Below are 15,437 nucleotides of genomic sequence, written 5' to 3'. Positions count from 1 at the left end.
GGATATAACGCAAACTAAAAAAAGGGAGGGAGTATAACAGCATGAATCAAGCAGAAGGAACAGACCGATTCGTTCTTAGAATGAGTGTTGCTGACGATGGGTTTAGCTTTTCATCTTCCATCGAAACAGCATTAATATCTGCGGAAACTGAAATTCAGAGTCTGAAAGAGACAATCATGTCAGTTGAGAGTCTCAGACCGAACTGTGATAAGTTGGATTATGCGTTGGCTGCAAGTTCAGGAGTTCTCTGTGGCATCATTGATATTTTCCTGGTTGGAAAACCTGGAGAGTCACCGGCTGGAGATGTTACTGATAAGTGGTTTGTAAATCGGACAACTGATTTCGCTAAACTTTGCGGATGGGAAGGCAAAGGAAATGATTCACTGTCATCAGCAATTGGCTTTCTTGAGAAGAAATTTAAAATTCCATATGACCAGCGCGGAGCCGGTGATGCTGGAAGTATAGTATTTGACTTGAATCCTTCAAATCATCATTTCAAATCACTTGGCCATAATCCGACTTTGCTTGGTTTGTTTTTTTCGATATTAGATCAGTTTACAAATCAATCGCACTTTGTTTCCGGTGGAGAACTGATATCTTTACAGAATGCTGATGGAAAATTTGAACTTCGCGGCAGTAATGTTCCAGAAAAATTATTTTGTGGGTTCGTCAACTGGTTTGGCCATTTGATTTCCGATATATCTGGATCATCCAGCAGTAAAGGTCGAGGTATGGGAATACCTTCTCCGTTTTGGGCATGGACGAATGATATTATTGCAATAAAGAGAAAACTGAACATTCCCGTTTCACAGTTTGACAACACAATAAATGAGTTGGCTCTGAGCATATACAAAGAAGGATACGATATCCGCTTTCAAGCCACCCAAGTCATTCCAGTCTTTATCAATGAAATCATTGTCAGGTTGGTATATGCGATAAGGCGATTGGTAAAATATTTCGTAACAACAGGGAAAGAAGAACGTTCGGCATCCGCTATGTGGATAGCTTGTGAGCCATTCTCAAATCCCACCGTAAAAAGAATGCTTACAATAGCGCACGGCACCTTCTGCATGATGGATCTCGGCGATGCAACCATACGGGCTTTCATAACCGGAGGTGGTACCTTCAATGCGACTGAATTTTTCCTTCGGCTTAACATAGTGGGGGTGGGCCGTTTCACGATTTCATTGTATGGCGAAGCAAAGCGGGTTGTTGTAATACGAAAAGCTGAGTCCGAAGCTCAGTTTGCAAGAAGAGAAATAACCATCGTAGAAAACTATCTGAACGGACTCTCATTATTATCGGAATTATACGATGATAAGGATCTTGTAGATTTTATTGATGACTTTAAGAATAGCGATATGTATGTTCAGGCATTCCAAAAATCTGTCCGATTGGCAGAACTCAGAAAGGTCCCTGATAATAATATACTCAGAACAAAATCCGATATAGATTTATATTTTGGGGGTAACAGACAATGAGCAAGAAAAAATCGAGGTTAAAACTTGCCCAAGAGCAGGCAGAATCGGCTATCAAGAAAACAAATGATAAAATTGGCGAGTTGGGCACACTCACAAGCCAGCTTTATGATGGATTGAACACCATACAAAAACTCTTTGACGAAATTAGAAATGTTCCAGGCGAGAAGCGATTAGAGTATGAAAAACTGAAAAAAATCCGTCTGAACTGGAAGCAGCAAGCAGAAAAGATTGAATCAGATTACAAAAATGCCGTCGCAAAAAATGCTGGAAAAGGTGCTGCTGGTCTAGGTGCCGGAATCGCAGTTGCGGCTCTTGGCCCTACTGCCGCAATGGGAATTGCGACAACATTCGGTATTGCTTCAACAGGAACAGCCATATCTACATTGAGTGGCGCGGCAGCTACCAACGCGGCATTAGCTTGGTTGGGCGGAGGTGCGCTTGCGGCCGGTGGTGGAGGAATGGCTGCTGGAAATGCATTCCTGGCCCTTGCCGGACCTGTTGGTTGGGCGATTGCCGGAGTTGCACTTGTGGGCAGCGGGTTTCTGCTATGGAAAGGGAAAAGTGATCAGAACCGTCTTGAGGAGATTTTCACCCTCATCAGCAAGCGTGATGTTAAATCATACGAACTTGCTATTGTAGAAATTAATGAGCGAATAAGCCGCATTAAAGATGAAAGCCAAAAACTAAATTGTGCAAGTGAAAGAACAAGAGCATTTGGCTTGGACTACAACTTAATGACAGAGGCACAGCAATATGAATTGGGTTCTTATGTAAATCTGATGAATTCCTCTACTCAATTGTTGGTTAATCCGATAACTGGATTGCAACCAAAATACGACATAGGTGATCTGAAGGAATACATAGCTTTCAGTAAAAAGAAGTTTGATGATAAGCAGAAATCTTTGATTGTTTCTCTCTCCAATCTCTTGTTTAAGATAAATTTTGATGAAAAAGATAAGACACTATTATGGAAGTCTTTCAAAGGAAACAAGAAGTTCTTGTCTTCGATAGAAATGTCAAAGCGGGATTTTGAATTTTCAATTATTGAAACAGTAACTGATGCTCTTAAGCATAAGTATCGTTCAGAAAAAGGTTGATAGCAATATTCAGATACTGAGAAAATACTTGCCTATAAATGTTTGGAGTGAGCCATTTAAATCGACAGAGCAGTAGTGAACATCCTTTATATTTTACGAGTGTAATGGATATGTTCCCGTCTACCGATAGTGACAAAAAAGCAGTGGATATGTTTCCGAGAACGGACACATTCAAATGACATTCATTCTGTCCTCTCGAGCCACTGTGAAGCAGTTACATGGTTGGAGCTAAGGCAGTAAATATCAAAATCAGCAGACGATTAAGGAAGTAATTTCAATTCCATAGTTGTCTGTTTTTTATTGATATTAGGAGATTAAAGCTCTCAAATATTGTAGAATTTTTTTAGTGTATCTAAAAAACATTGATAAAATGTCTTTTTAGCAGTTCAATCATAGCATTAGCTAAATAAATGGAAGGAATGGAATGATGGGTTTAATTGAAGAAGAACTTTCAGTTGTTTCATTAGAAAATTTACTTGGTTTGCAGTTATCTATTCCAGAATATCAAAGACCTTATCGTTGGCATGTAAGTTCAACGAATACTTTATTTATGGATACTTATGAAGCTTATCGAAAAGGGCTGGCTGAATATAGAATTGGTTCTGTCATTCTTCATAAGAAAAAACAACATTACTATATTGTTGATGGCCAGCAGAGAATTACTACATTGTCTATTTTACTGTACTGTCTTGGAGATACGAATGATGGTTTATTAAATGAACAGTATAGCTCGCTTTCAACAAACGCAATTATTTATAATTTTGAATTGCTATCCAAAAAGATATCTGAGCTTGAACCGAAAGAGCGTTTAGCATATAAATCATATTTACTTGAAAAGTGTACAGTTGTAAAAATTGTCACGGATAATGAGCAAGAAGCATTTCAATTTTTTGATTCTCAAAATTGCAGGGGGAAGGAATTAGCGCCCCATGATTTACTGAAATCCTATCATTTAAGAGAAATGAACTTAGAGGACGAGCATACCAAAATAAAAATCATTAATAGTTGGGAAAATAAAAATCAGCAAGCATTAGAAGATTTATTTAAAAATTATTTATTTCCAGTGACGCAATGGTATAAGAAGAAAGATGGTCTAGGTTATTCTAGCGATAAAATTGCCACATTTAAGGGAATTAAGCTGCGTAGTCCATACAATTATGCAATTTATCAAAAGGCATCAAATCTCTTCATTGAGCAAACGAATACGAATGGTAGTATAGAGCTGTTAGCAAATCAGCCACTAAATCAATTTCAATTAACACAACCCGTTTTAGCTGGTAAACGGTTTTTCAACTATACGCTGCATTACGCTGAATTGCTCGAAAAGGTTCAAAATAAAATAATGGATTTTCATAATAAGGATCAAATACCAGACGTTCGGTCGGGAGACATTTATATTAAGCAACTCTATGAAAGTGCATTATTATTTTTTGCTGACCGATTTGGTCTGGAATTTATTACAGATACAGTTATTAAACAATTATATACATGGTGTTACTCGCTTCGATTAGTGATGACAGCCGTATATCCACAAACCATTAACAAATATGCTTGCGGCAATCACGAGAGAATAAATTATGGATTAGACTTATTTACAAAGCTTAGTGAAATGAATGAACCTGAAGAATTAGCCTTTGTAATTTTTGAAAGTATAAATAAAGAGGATGTTAGTGCTAATCTAAAAAAATACTCAGAAATATGGAATTTTTTATACGGATGAATGGATGGTGAACTATGAATACTCAACCAGAAATTTTACAAGTTTCAAACTTATTTTTTCAGGCGAATTATGAAATACCTATTTATCAGCGAAATTATGCATGGAGAGAAGAACAGATTCAGCAATTGTTGGATGATATAAATACGTCTTCACATAATTATTTTTTAGGAACTTTAATTGTTAATCAAAAGGACCTCGATTCTTATGAAGTAATAGATGGTCAACAGCGTTTAACTACATTATTCTTGCTTCAAAAATATTTAAAAATGAGCGTTTTACAAGGTTCCTTGTATTTTGAGGCGAGAGAAAAATCAAATCACACACTTGCTATGCTAGGAAAAAATAATTTACCGGAAGAATTATTATCCCAAGAAATTATGCAAGGCTATAAAATAATTGAAACTTATTTTTATAATAAAGAAATCGATAAAAGTAAATTTATCGAAAGATTAGATAACGTACAGTTAATTCGTATACAGGTTCCTTCTAAAATTGACTTAAATCACTATTTTGAAATTATGAATACACGAGGTGAGCAGTTAGAATTTCATGAAATAGCTAAAGCGAAATTATTAAGTCCACTGTCTAGTATAGAAGATAAAAAAGTAGGTGCACTTATTTGGGAAGCTTGCTCAAAAATGGATACGTATGTTCAAATGAATTTTAATATACATATTAGAAAGAAGATTTTTTCAAGTGATTGGAATAAATTACGCTCAAGTGTAAGGGATTTTAATGAGGTCAAAGAAAAAATAACAAATATTCAACAAAACGAAGAAGATACAGCTCCGAAAACATTATTAGATATATTGAAGGAAAGAAAAAAGGTGAAAATAGAAACTCGTGCTGACATTGAAGAAAATGAAAGATTCGAGTCTATTATATCTTTTCCTAATTTCATTTTACAGGTTAATAAGACCCTATCTCAGTCCAATGAAAATGAGTCCTTGTTAGACGATAAAAACTTTTTACGAAATATACAGCACCATTGGGAAAGTGAAGAAAGCTGCAAAAACTTTTTATTTAACTTATTAAAATGTAGAGTTTTGTTTGATCAATATATTTTAAAAAGAGAGTTTGCAAAAGATTATAAGGAAATTGGAAAATGGTCTTTACAGCGTATTGAAGCATACGAAGATAGGAAAAAAGGAAACTTAAAACCAAAATATGTTGGAACTTATGACGATGGTAGTGACATAAATGATAATAAGACATTGAGGACACTTCAATCCTGTTTACGTATTACATATACATCACCAAAAACGATGCATTGGATTTCAATTGTTTTAAAGTGTTTGATGGAAAATGAAGATGTTAACGTTTTATCTATTTTAGAAGACTATTGCAAAGAGAAGGTGAAACAATCAAAATTCTTAGAGGCAAAAGGATTTGCTATCGAGCGTATTGTTTTTACTTATCTCGATTATATCTTATATAGAGATGGCTATCGGTATAATCAAATGCTAGTTATATCACCAATGAAAGATAACTGGCAATTCCAATTTAGAAACTCCATTGAGCATTTTTATCCACAGAACCCTTCTAATAGTGAATTGCTAAACAAATGGGCAGACGAGGACTTGAATAGTTTTGGTAATTTAGCACTAATTACGGTATCCGGGAATTCTAAATTTTCGAATTTGCCACCTAACGGAAAGGTAAGTTCTTATCCGAGTATTATTGAACAAAGTTTAAAGTTACTCATTATGAACGCTTTAATCAATTATAATGGCGGTGTATGGAATGAAAGCATTGCCGATAATCATAAAGAAGAAATGTTTGCGCTGTTAAAAGCAGAATGTAGTCTATAAATGAATAGCTATTAATGAACTTTAGCTGATATTAATAATGTAAAATCAATAAAGTTTGTGAAGGAATGGTCTTAATTAGTTGGTATTTAAGTGAAAAAACTGTGAAGACATAAAAAAGTAATGGTCAGGTCCAGAAACCCAGCACAGTACACCTCCTGCGTTGTCCCCACATGTAAAATGGTTGCACAGCTTATATGAACAGCAGAATAGAGCTTTAGAGCATCAAGTTCAGATGGCATTACTGAATTTGGTGCTTTCTTAATTTATAAAAATAAACAGCCTCTCAGAATATTTTATATTCGAATTTTTAGAAAATATGGTATTCTAAAAAGTGTGTGTAAAATGAATCATTTAATGCCGTAATTTAAGGAGGAAATTAGTAAATTAGACTAACTAAAAATTGTGTTCTACTGACTAAAATGAAAGTAAAGAGAGATGATTCAGTTTGTATAAGTCTATTAAAACAAAAATTATTTTCATTGTGATGGTGCTGTTCATTATTGGTGTTTTAACAATGAGCATTATCAGTATCACTGAAATGAAAAATAAAACAGAGGACAGCGTGATTGCGCAAAGCACTATCTTTGTTAATCAAATGTCTGACTCCATCAATAATTATCTACAGCAATATGAAAAAGGGCTTGATCAGTTATCAAATTCTCGTAATTTTGAGAATCTCATGGAGGTAGAAAATCCAGGAGCTCAAACTTTTCCAACTCTTGAGAATGAGCTATCCCAGTTTTTAGATACATACGAGGATGCTGCATTTATTTATTTTGCCTTTCCAACTAAGGAAATGATTCATATTCCGCATGTAGATTTAGGGGCGGATTTTGATCCAACAAGCCGTGAGTGGTACAAAGAAGCTGTTAGTAATCCTGATTCCGTGTATTGGACGAATCCATACATTGATGCTGCAACTGGAGATTATGCAATTACCGCAGCTAAGGCTGTGCAACGCAATGGGCAACTTTTAGGGGTTGTTGGAATTAGTATTGAGCTATCTGCGCTTACTGATACCATTCTTGAAATTGAACTTGGCTATGATGGATATCCTGTCCTATTAGACCCAGAGGGAAGTGCCATTGTTCATCCAACATTGAGTGGTGAAAACATGATGGAACAGCCTTTTATCAAGAAAATGTATACGGATGGCAAGGATAGTGGACACATTTATTATAATGATGAAGGTACTGACAAGTTACTGCTATTTACAACTCTGCCAGAGCTTAATTGGAAGGTTGCCACATTTTATGATAGTAAAAATATAAACGCAGCGGCAATTGAGCTACGAAATACGATATTGCTTGTATCCTTAGCCACTTTAGTTATTCTATTTATCATGCTTTATATCGTAATTAGTCGCACAATTAAACCGATTGAAACGCTAAAAACACTGATGAATTCTGTATCTCAAGGTGATTTGACGGTTCGTTCTGACATCAAAACAAAAGATGAGATTGGTGAACTTGGTGATAATTTTAATGTCATGATTGATAATATGAATACTATTATTGCAGTTGTAAATGATTCTGCGGAAAATGTCCGTGCGAACTCAGAAAGTTTAAGTGCGGTTGCCGAAGAAACAAGCGCTTCAAGCACCGAAGTTTCTCACGCAGTTGGTGAAATTGCACAGGGTGCTGCTAAATCGGCTGAAGACGCAGAAACTGCTACGGAACGTGTTGACTTACTTAGTCAGCAAATTAACGAAATTACAGTGAAGGCTAGAACTATGTCAGATATTGCTACAAAAACTGGCGACATGAACAAGGATGGGCAAGGTAGAATGCAAGAGCTGAAATTATCCTTCAATGATTGGGAGCAAAGCTTGCGATCGATGTTTGAAGTGATCAGCACATTGGAAAATAAAGTGAAGGCGATTGGTGGGGTTATGGAAACTATTACGGAAATCTCCTCACAAACGAATTTGCTTGCCCTGAATGCAAGTATTGAAGCGGCACGTGCAGGGGAGCATGGTAAAGGCTTTGCAGTTGTTGCTGAAGAGGTACGTAAACTTGCTGAGCAATCGGCACGCTCGACAGAAGAAGTGAAAATGACAGTTCAAGAGCTGCAAGTGGAATCCCAACTTGTTACACAGCAGATGAGCGAAACGCGTGAAAACTTCCTACGACAAGGCAACGTTGTCAATGCCACTGAAACAACCTTTGGTGAAATCTCGATGCTTATGTCAGAAATGCAGGATTCTATCGACTCAGTGTATGAAGAAATTCAAAAAGTAGCGGTACACAAGGATGATGTTACTGAAACAATTCAAGCAATGGCAGCAACTTCACAAGAAACAGCAGCAGCCTGTGAAGAGGTGAGTGCTTCAACAGATGAACAGCTTCGTGCCATCCAATCTGTAACAGATGCAGCTGGAACGCTAGTAGAATTAAGTGATAAATTAAGTGAGGCTGTTAATCAATTTAAGGTATCACAATAGTAGTCAAATCCGACAACCGACGCTACTTTAATATGTGAAAAGCTTAGCTCTTTGATCAAGCAATTGATCAGAGGGCTATTTTTCATGCAATTTTCTCAAATTATAAATATCCCATATACTTATATTTGATAAGAAGTGATGAAGCATGATATAAGAGTAAAAGAAGATGGGTATTTTTGACCTCGTACCCATAGTGAAAGGATTGGAATTGACAATGATAGATAATTTTTGGCGTGATTTGCCACGACCATTTTTTGTATTAGCACCGATGGAGGATGTAACAGATGTTGTTTTTCGTCATGTAGTCAGTGCTGCTGGACGACCAGATGTATTTTTCACAGAGTTTACAAACTCAGATAGCTATTGTCATCCAGAGGGAATGAAAAGTGTGCGTGGACGTTTAGCTTTTACAGAAGATGAACAGCCAATGGTGGCACATATTTGGGGAGATAACCCCGACTATTTCCGTCAAATGAGCATTGGCATGGCAGAGCTAGGGTTTAAGGGCATTGATATTAATATGGGCTGCCCTGTACCAAATGTGGCGTCGAGAGGGAAAGGCAGTGGTCTGATTCTACGTCCAGATGTTGCAGCAGAGCTTATTCAAGCAGCAAAAGCAGGCGGGCTGCCTGTTAGCGTAAAAACACGGCTGGGTTACACAAATGTGGATGAGTGGGAGGAGTGGCTCACACATATTTTCAAGCAGGATATTGCCAACCTGTCGATTCATTTGCGGACGAGAAAGGAAATGAGCCAGGTTGATGCCCATTGGGAGTTAATTCCGGAAATTAAAAAACTACGTGACCGTATCGCACCAAATACACTATTAACAATTAATGGGGATATTTCTGACCGTCAAATAGGGCTACAGCTTGCAGAGCAATATGGCATTGATGGTGTGATGATTGGACGAGGTATTTTTAAAAATCCTTTTGCCTTTGAAAAGGAACCAAAAGAGCATAGCAGAAAAGAGTATCTTGATCTTTTAAGACTGCAGCTTGATCTCCAAGATCAGTATGCAGAAGAGCTACCACGTTCCATCTCTGGGCTGCATCGTTTCTTTAAAATTTATGTCAAAGGCTTTCGCGGCGCTGGTGAATTAAGAAATCAATTAATGCACACCAAATCAACAGATGAAGTGCGTGCATTGCTGGATAGCTTTGAAGCCGATAATGCTGAATGACTAGTAAAAATGAAGCATAATTAATAGGAAAGGGGTGGAGATAAGCATTAACCACTCCTTTTCTCTGCTATAAAAGCTGTATTTTTATGTTAGAAAAAATCAAAAATACTACAAAGTGATCTACCTAAGGCTCTAAGTAACCAGAAGATGATTCTAAAAGGCAAGAAAATGAGTTCTGGTAGCCAAAATAGTACATCAAAAACGAAATCAAAAAATGTAGAATCGCTAGCATTCTTTTTGCTTTTTCGTGTTTTATTTTTTCTTCTTTGCCACCATTCCTTCATCTAACTCATCCTTCTTTACATAGTTATGATTTGTTAAGTAAGTTTACGTTCCAATATGTATTTAGTTTCAAATTATTGAAAAAACGACTTTGTTAGCTACTTTCGGAAGTTAGTAAGCGGGCATATTTCCTCCATTGCTTAAATAGCAACTTGCCTTTTTTAAATATGCATATTACAATAAAAAGTAAGTTAATAGCAGGTTTGAGTAACTGAGAGACCATTAAAAACATATGTGCCTAGTGTGCATATGCTTTTGATGGTCTTTTTTTATCTTTAAAAATGATGAAGGAGGAAATAACGTATGAGTACAGCTTCAGCGTTACAACGACAACAAATAATAGAGGAGCTACAGGGGAGAGAATATGATTTATTAGTAATTGGTGGCGGTATTACAGGCTGCGGTATTGCACTGGATGCTGTTGCTCGTGGTCTTTCCGTAGCATTAGTAGAGATGCAGGATTTTGCAGCAGGTACATCTAGCCGTTCAACAAAATTAGTACATGGCGGTTTACGCTATTTAAAGCAATTTGAAATAAAAGAGGTAGCAGAGTTAGGAAAGGAACGTGCCATTGTTTATGAAAATGGTCCACATGTGACAACACCTGTTTGGATGCTGCTACCTTTTCATAAGGGTGGAACATTTGGTAAATATTCTACAAATCTTGGTCTGCGTGTCTATGACTTTTTAGCAGGCGTCAAACGTGCTGAGCGTCGTTATATGTTAAATGCAGTGCAAACCATTGAGAAGGAGCCATTAGTAAAAACAAGGGGCTTACTTGGCGGTGGAATGTATGTGGAATATCGTACCGATGATGCGCGTTTAACGATTGAGGTGGCAAAGGCAGCGATAGAGAAAGGCGCAACATGTATGAATTATATGAAAGCTGAAAAATTTTTATATAATGAACAGCGAAAAATCAATGGCATTGTAGCAAGGGATATTATAACAGATCAGACAATTGATATTCGTGCAAAGGCAGTGGTGAATGCTGCTGGGCCATGGGTGGATGAAGTGCGTACAATTGAAGGTGAGCAAGCTGGTAAGCATTTAATTTTATCGAAAGGTGTGCATATTGTTTTTGATGAATTAAAATTCCCATTAAAACAAGCTGTTTATTTTGATACACCAGATGGTCGCATGGTATTTGCTATTCCTCGTCAAGGAAAAACATATGTGGGAACAACGGATACATTTTATGAGGGCGATGCTCGCAATATGGATGTTTACCAAGAGGATCGTGATTATCTTATGAATGCCATTCATTATATGTTTCCAAATGTAAAGGTGACAGATGCAGATATTGAATCGAGCTGGGCAGGTGTTCGCCCATTGATTCATGAGGACGGAAAAAGCCCGTCTGAAATTTCTCGTAAGGATGAGGTATGGGTATCGCCATCAGGTCTTGTAACAATTGCAGGTGGGAAATTAACAGGCTATCGTAAAATGGCTGAAACGGTATTAAATACGATTACACAAGAACTAGAGCAACGGTTTGGCATTAAATCTTCACCATGTACAACAAAAAAAATTCCGATTTCTGGTGGTAATATTGGCGGTTCAAAGAAATTATATGCCTTCTTATATGACCGTACAAGATTAGGCAAGAAAATAGGGTTATCTGAGAAAGAGGCGAAATTTTTAACACAGCATTATGGAAGCAATGTAGATATTGTCTTTAATTATGTAAAGGAAGGACATTCAATTTTACCATCATGGCTGTATGCACAATTAATGTATGGTATTTATCATGAAATGGTTATTCATCCGAATGATTTTATCATTCGCCGTACAGGATATATGTTCTTTCAAATTGCCATCGTTCAAAAATATAAAGAGGGTATTTTAGATGAGATGGCAAAGCAACTCAACTGGACAGCAGTGCAACGTAAACAATATGAAGAAGATGTCAATAAAGAAATCAGACGGGCGACAACTGCGCTATAATGAAACATTATATAGGATGACCACGAGTAAGGGAGGAGGGAACGGTATGCATTTTGATAATCAACAGGTAATTCCAGCTGCACGTACAGTTAAGCAGTTTGACGAAATAATAGCAAGCCCATTCACGTATATTGTTTTATTAGAGGTGCATATTAGCCTATTGATGTCTTTAAAGCGTGAGGCAACTCGGCATGGCAAAAAATTAATTATTCATGCTGATTTAATTCATGGTTTAAAAACAGATAATTTTGCAGCAGATTTTTTATGTAATGATATTCGTCCTGCTGGTATTATTTCAACGCGCTCCAATATGCTAATGAAAGCCAAGGCTCGTGGAATTATGGCGATTCAACGTGTGTTTTTGATTGATACGATTGCACTTGAAAAAAGCTATTCAATGATTGAAACAGCACAGCCAGATTATATTGAGCTATTACCAGGCATTATTCCGTCTATGATTCAAGAAATCTATGAGCGCACACAAATTCCTGTCATTACAGGTGGTTTAGTACGTACAGTGGACAATATTGAAGAAGCACTAGCTGGAGGTGCTATCGCTGTTACAACATCTAATAAAAAATTATGGGAAAATTTCAAAAAATAGTTGACTATGTATGTTTTTATCTCTAAAATGAACATAAGTTCATAAGCGCGTGGTTAGGAAAAGGAACCCACATTTGTTCATCTACATGTTTACGTGTAGTTTGATTAAATGTGGGTTCCTTTTTGTTTTCCATAGGCTATTATCACAAAGGGGGACTTAACTATGTCTACGTTTACAGCTGAGCTGGTCGGCACAATGATTCTTATTTTATTTGGCGGTGGTGTTGTAGCAGGAGCAGTGCTCAATAAATCGAAGGGCTTTGGTGGTGGATGGATTGTGATTACCTTTGCATGGGGTCTTGCTGTTGCAATGGCAGCCTATGCAGTAGGAGGAGTCAGTGGTGCTCACCTAAACCCTGCACTAACAATTGCCCTTGCTACGATTGGTAATTTTCCATGGGCAGATGTACCAGCATATATTGCAGCACAAATGATTGGTGCATTTTTAGGGGCAACACTTGTTTACTTTATGTATTTACCACATTGGCAGGCAACAGCAGATGCAGATACAAAATTAGCACCATTTTCTACAATGCCGGCTATTAAGCATCCGTTATCAAATCTATTATCAGAAATGATAGGAACATTTATTTTAGTATTAGGTATTTTAGCGTTAGGTACAAACACGATTACAGATGGTTTAAATCCGTTTTTAGTTGGTATGTTAATTGTTGTGATTGGAATGGCTTTAGGTGGTCCGACAGGCTATGCAATTAACCCAGCTCGTGATTTAGGTCCACGTATTGCCCATTTCCTGTTACCGATTTCGGGTAAAGGTGACTCAGGCTGGAGATACGCATGGGTTCCAGTGGTCGGTCCGATTATTGGTGGTACATTTGGTGCTTTATTTTTCCAACAAATATTTGAGGGAAAAAATAGTATAGCATTTTGGATTGTTGCAGTGATTGTTGTTACTATTTTTATAGGGGCACAAATAACTGTAAAGAATGTTCAAGTTGAAAATTAATTTATTTGGAGGGATTTCTATGTCAGAGAAAAAATATATTTTAGCGTTAGACCAAGGTACAACAAGCTCAAGAGCTATTTTATTTGATGAAAATGGCAAAATCGTACACACAGCACAGCAAGAATTCCAGCAGTATTTTCCGCAGGCAGGCTGGGTAGAGCACCATGCAGAGGAAATTTGGTCATCTATCCTATCTTGTATTGCAACCGTGTTATCAGAAAAAGATGTGGATTCAAGCAAAATTGCAGGTATTGGTATTACAAACCAACGTGAAACAACAGTAGTCTGGGATAAAAATACTGGTAAGCCTATTTATAATGCAATTGTCTGGCAATCACGTCAAACGAATGATATTTGTGAGCAATTAAAGGAAAGCGGTTACAATGATTTGTTTCGTGATAAAACAGGCTTATTAATCGATGCCTACTTCTCTGGTACAAAAGTGAAATGGATTTTAGATCATGTTGAGGGAGCGCGTGAAAAAGCTGAGGCAGGAGAGCTATTATTCGGGACAATTGATACATGGTTAATTTGGAAGCTATCAGGTGGTAAAGCACATGTAACAGACTATTCCAATGCTTCTCGTACATTAATGTACAATATTTACGATTTAAAGTGGGATGAGGAACTATTAGAAATTTTAACTGTTCCTGCCTCCATGCTACCAGAAGTACGTCCTTCCTCTGAAATTTATGGCTATACAGAGGAGGCATTGTTCTTTGGCTCTGCTGTTCCAATTGCAGGTGCTGCTGGTGACCAACAAGCTGCATTATTCGGTCAGGCTTGCTTTGAGGAAGGTATGGTGAAGAACACATATGGCACAGGCTGCTTTATGTTAATGAACACAGGTGAAAAGGCAGTGAAGTCAAACAATGGCTTATTGACAACATTAGCTTGGGGCTTAGATGGTAAAGTAACTTATGCTTTAGAGGGTAGTATTTTTGTGGCAGGCTCAGCGATTCAATGGCTGCGTGATGGCTTGCGTATGTTCCGTAATGCCAGTGAATCGGAGCAATATGCAGCACGTGTAGAGTCAACAGATGGTGTGTATGTTGTCCCAGCATTTGTTGGTTTAGGAACACCGTATTGGGATTCTGATGTGCGAGGAGCTGTCTTTGGCTTAACACGCGGGACATCAAAGGAGCATTTTGTACGTGCGACACTAGAATCATTAGCCTATCAAACAAAGGATGTATTAGCAGCGATGGAGGCAGATGCTAATATTCCATTAGCAAAATTGCGTGTAGATGGTGGAGCTGTAGCAAATAATTTTTTAATGCAATTCCAAGCAGATTTATTAAATGTTCCTGTTGATCGTCCAGTTATCAATGAAACAACAGCTTTAGGTGCAGCCTATTTAGCAGGCTTAGCAGTAGGCTATTGGCATTCGACAGAGGAAATCGGTAAGTATTGGAATTTAGATCATCAATTTACACCAAATATGAGTGATGAGCATCGTGACAATATTTATGCAGGCTGGAAAAAGGCTGTTGCCGCAGCGCAAGCATTTAAGTAAGCAAATTAATTGATAGAGATTTGCCTTTTTATTGAAGAACAAAGTTAATTTCCACTATTCAACCATTGCTTTTTCATTCGTAATCTTATAGAATGTAGAACGGTATAATTGAACGATATAAAATTTCCTTTAAGACGGTCCAGAGAGGCTGAAAAGGGCTAATTGGTATTTTCTAGACGAATGAATATCTTTGCTTTGGCATGCCCTTTTGTCCTCTGTGACAGAAGGGCTTTTATATTGTTACTCTTTTAATGGAGGTCCAGTGAGGCTCCAAAAGAGAATGGACAAGACAGTAAGCCCGAAATATAAAAAATAGCGCACCTTTACGGTACGCACGACGAATGGCCAACTATCCTAGATTTTTTTCGGATAGTTGGCTATTTTGCA

Annotated in this window: 11 protein-coding genes; 10 read left to right on the top strand and 1 reads right to left on the bottom strand. The window is 37.3% G+C overall.

All coding sequences use genetic code 11. The features are described 5' to 3' along the window. Positions 1-41 precede the first annotated feature (41 nt). The 6 genes from ACIQVU_RS12575 (at position 42) to ACIQVU_RS12550 (ending at position 9,735) form a co-directional block, all read left to right on the top strand. The gene (locus tag ACIQVU_RS12575; RefSeq protein ID WP_402895795.1) at positions 42-1,481 is read left to right on the top strand and encodes a hypothetical protein; all 1,440 of its coding nucleotides are present in this window, start codon (positions 42-44) and stop codon (positions 1,479-1,481) included. Beyond that, positions 1,478-2,578 (top strand): hypothetical protein, encoded by a 1,101-nt coding sequence (locus tag ACIQVU_RS12570; protein WP_342471848.1) that lies wholly within the window; start codon positions 1,478-1,480, stop codon positions 2,576-2,578. Before ACIQVU_RS12575 ends, ACIQVU_RS12570 begins: the two co-directional genes overlap by 4 nt. Before the next feature lie 424 nt (positions 2,579-3,002). Further along, a complete protein-coding gene (locus tag ACIQVU_RS12565; protein WP_340807620.1) occupies positions 3,003-4,298 on the top strand; it encodes a DUF262 domain-containing protein in 1,296 nt (431 codons plus the stop codon). Positions 4,299-4,312: 14 nt separating this feature from the next. Continuing rightward, positions 4,313-6,109, top strand: a complete 1,797-nt coding sequence (locus ACIQVU_RS12560; protein ID WP_402895790.1) for a DUF262 domain-containing protein — start codon at positions 4,313-4,315, stop codon at positions 6,107-6,109. Positions 6,110-6,554: 445 nt separating this feature from the next. Then, positions 6,555-8,552 carry a methyl-accepting chemotaxis protein gene (locus tag ACIQVU_RS12555; RefSeq protein WP_340807617.1) on the top strand — a complete coding sequence of 666 codons (1,998 nt, stop codon included), beginning with the start codon at positions 6,555-6,557 and terminating at the stop codon, positions 8,550-8,552. Positions 8,553-8,766: 214 nt separating this feature from the next. Continuing rightward, positions 8,767-9,735, top strand: a complete 969-nt coding sequence (locus tag ACIQVU_RS12550; protein WP_340807615.1) for a tRNA dihydrouridine synthase — start codon at positions 8,767-8,769, stop codon at positions 9,733-9,735. A gap of 89 nt (positions 9,736-9,824) precedes the next feature. On the opposite strand, the gene ACIQVU_RS12545 is transcribed toward ACIQVU_RS12550, so the two are convergent. After that, positions 9,825-10,019 (bottom strand): hypothetical protein, encoded by a 195-nt coding sequence (locus ACIQVU_RS12545; protein WP_340807613.1) that lies wholly within the window; start codon positions 10,017-10,019, stop codon positions 9,825-9,827. A 301-nt stretch (positions 10,020-10,320) separates the two neighbouring features. Here ACIQVU_RS12545 and ACIQVU_RS12540 point away from each other — a divergent pair, with 301 nt between their 5' ends. The 4 genes from ACIQVU_RS12540 (at position 10,321) to glpK (ending at position 15,050) form a co-directional block, all read left to right on the top strand. Beyond that, a complete protein-coding gene (locus tag ACIQVU_RS12540) occupies positions 10,321-11,964 on the top strand; it encodes a glycerol-3-phosphate dehydrogenase/oxidase (RefSeq protein WP_340807611.1) in 1,644 nt (547 codons plus the stop codon). Positions 11,965-12,010: 46 nt separating this feature from the next. After that, on the top strand, positions 12,011-12,568 hold the full coding sequence (locus ACIQVU_RS12535) for a glycerol-3-phosphate responsive antiterminator (protein WP_340807609.1): 558 nt from the start codon (positions 12,011-12,013) through the stop codon (positions 12,566-12,568). Between the two features lie 162 nt (positions 12,569-12,730). Next, on the top strand, positions 12,731-13,534 hold the full coding sequence (locus tag ACIQVU_RS12530) for an MIP/aquaporin family protein (RefSeq protein ID WP_340807608.1): 804 nt from the start codon (positions 12,731-12,733) through the stop codon (positions 13,532-13,534). 19 nt (positions 13,535-13,553) lie between these two features. Next, positions 13,554-15,050 (top strand): glycerol kinase GlpK, encoded by a 1,497-nt coding sequence (gene glpK / locus ACIQVU_RS12525; RefSeq protein ID WP_340807607.1) that lies wholly within the window; start codon positions 13,554-13,556, stop codon positions 15,048-15,050. Positions 15,051-15,437: the final 387 nt, after the last annotated feature.

Source organism: Lysinibacillus sp. NPDC098008 (genome assembly GCF_044760715.1).
Lineage (GTDB): Bacteria > Bacillota > Bacilli > Bacillales_A > Planococcaceae > Lysinibacillus.
The sequence above is the reverse complement of the archived record's forward strand: the minus strand, read 5'-3'. Positions and strand labels throughout refer to the sequence as shown.

Coding starts and splice junctions, on each gene's coding strand:
- ACIQVU_RS12560 (WP_402895790.1), top strand. CDS start 4,313: ATGAATACTCAACCAGAAATTTTACAAGTTTCAAACTTATTTTTTCAG.
- ACIQVU_RS12575 (WP_402895795.1), top strand. CDS start 42: ATGAATCAAGCAGAAGGAACAGACCGATTCGTTCTTAGAATGAGTGTT.
- ACIQVU_RS12550 (WP_340807615.1), top strand. CDS start 8,767: ATGATAGATAATTTTTGGCGTGATTTGCCACGACCATTTTTTGTATTA.
- ACIQVU_RS12570 (WP_342471848.1), top strand. CDS start 1,478: ATGAGCAAGAAAAAATCGAGGTTAAAACTTGCCCAAGAGCAGGCAGAA.
- ACIQVU_RS12545 (WP_340807613.1), bottom strand. CDS start 10,019: ATGAAGGAATGGTGGCAAAGAAGAAAAAATAAAACACGAAAAAGCAAA.
- ACIQVU_RS12565 (WP_340807620.1), top strand. CDS start 3,003: ATGATGGGTTTAATTGAAGAAGAACTTTCAGTTGTTTCATTAGAAAAT.
- ACIQVU_RS12530 (WP_340807608.1), top strand. CDS start 12,731: ATGTCTACGTTTACAGCTGAGCTGGTCGGCACAATGATTCTTATTTTA.
- glpK (WP_340807607.1), top strand. CDS start 13,554: ATGTCAGAGAAAAAATATATTTTAGCGTTAGACCAAGGTACAACAAGC.
- ACIQVU_RS12535 (WP_340807609.1), top strand. CDS start 12,011: ATGCATTTTGATAATCAACAGGTAATTCCAGCTGCACGTACAGTTAAG.
- ACIQVU_RS12540 (WP_340807611.1), top strand. CDS start 10,321: ATGAGTACAGCTTCAGCGTTACAACGACAACAAATAATAGAGGAGCTA.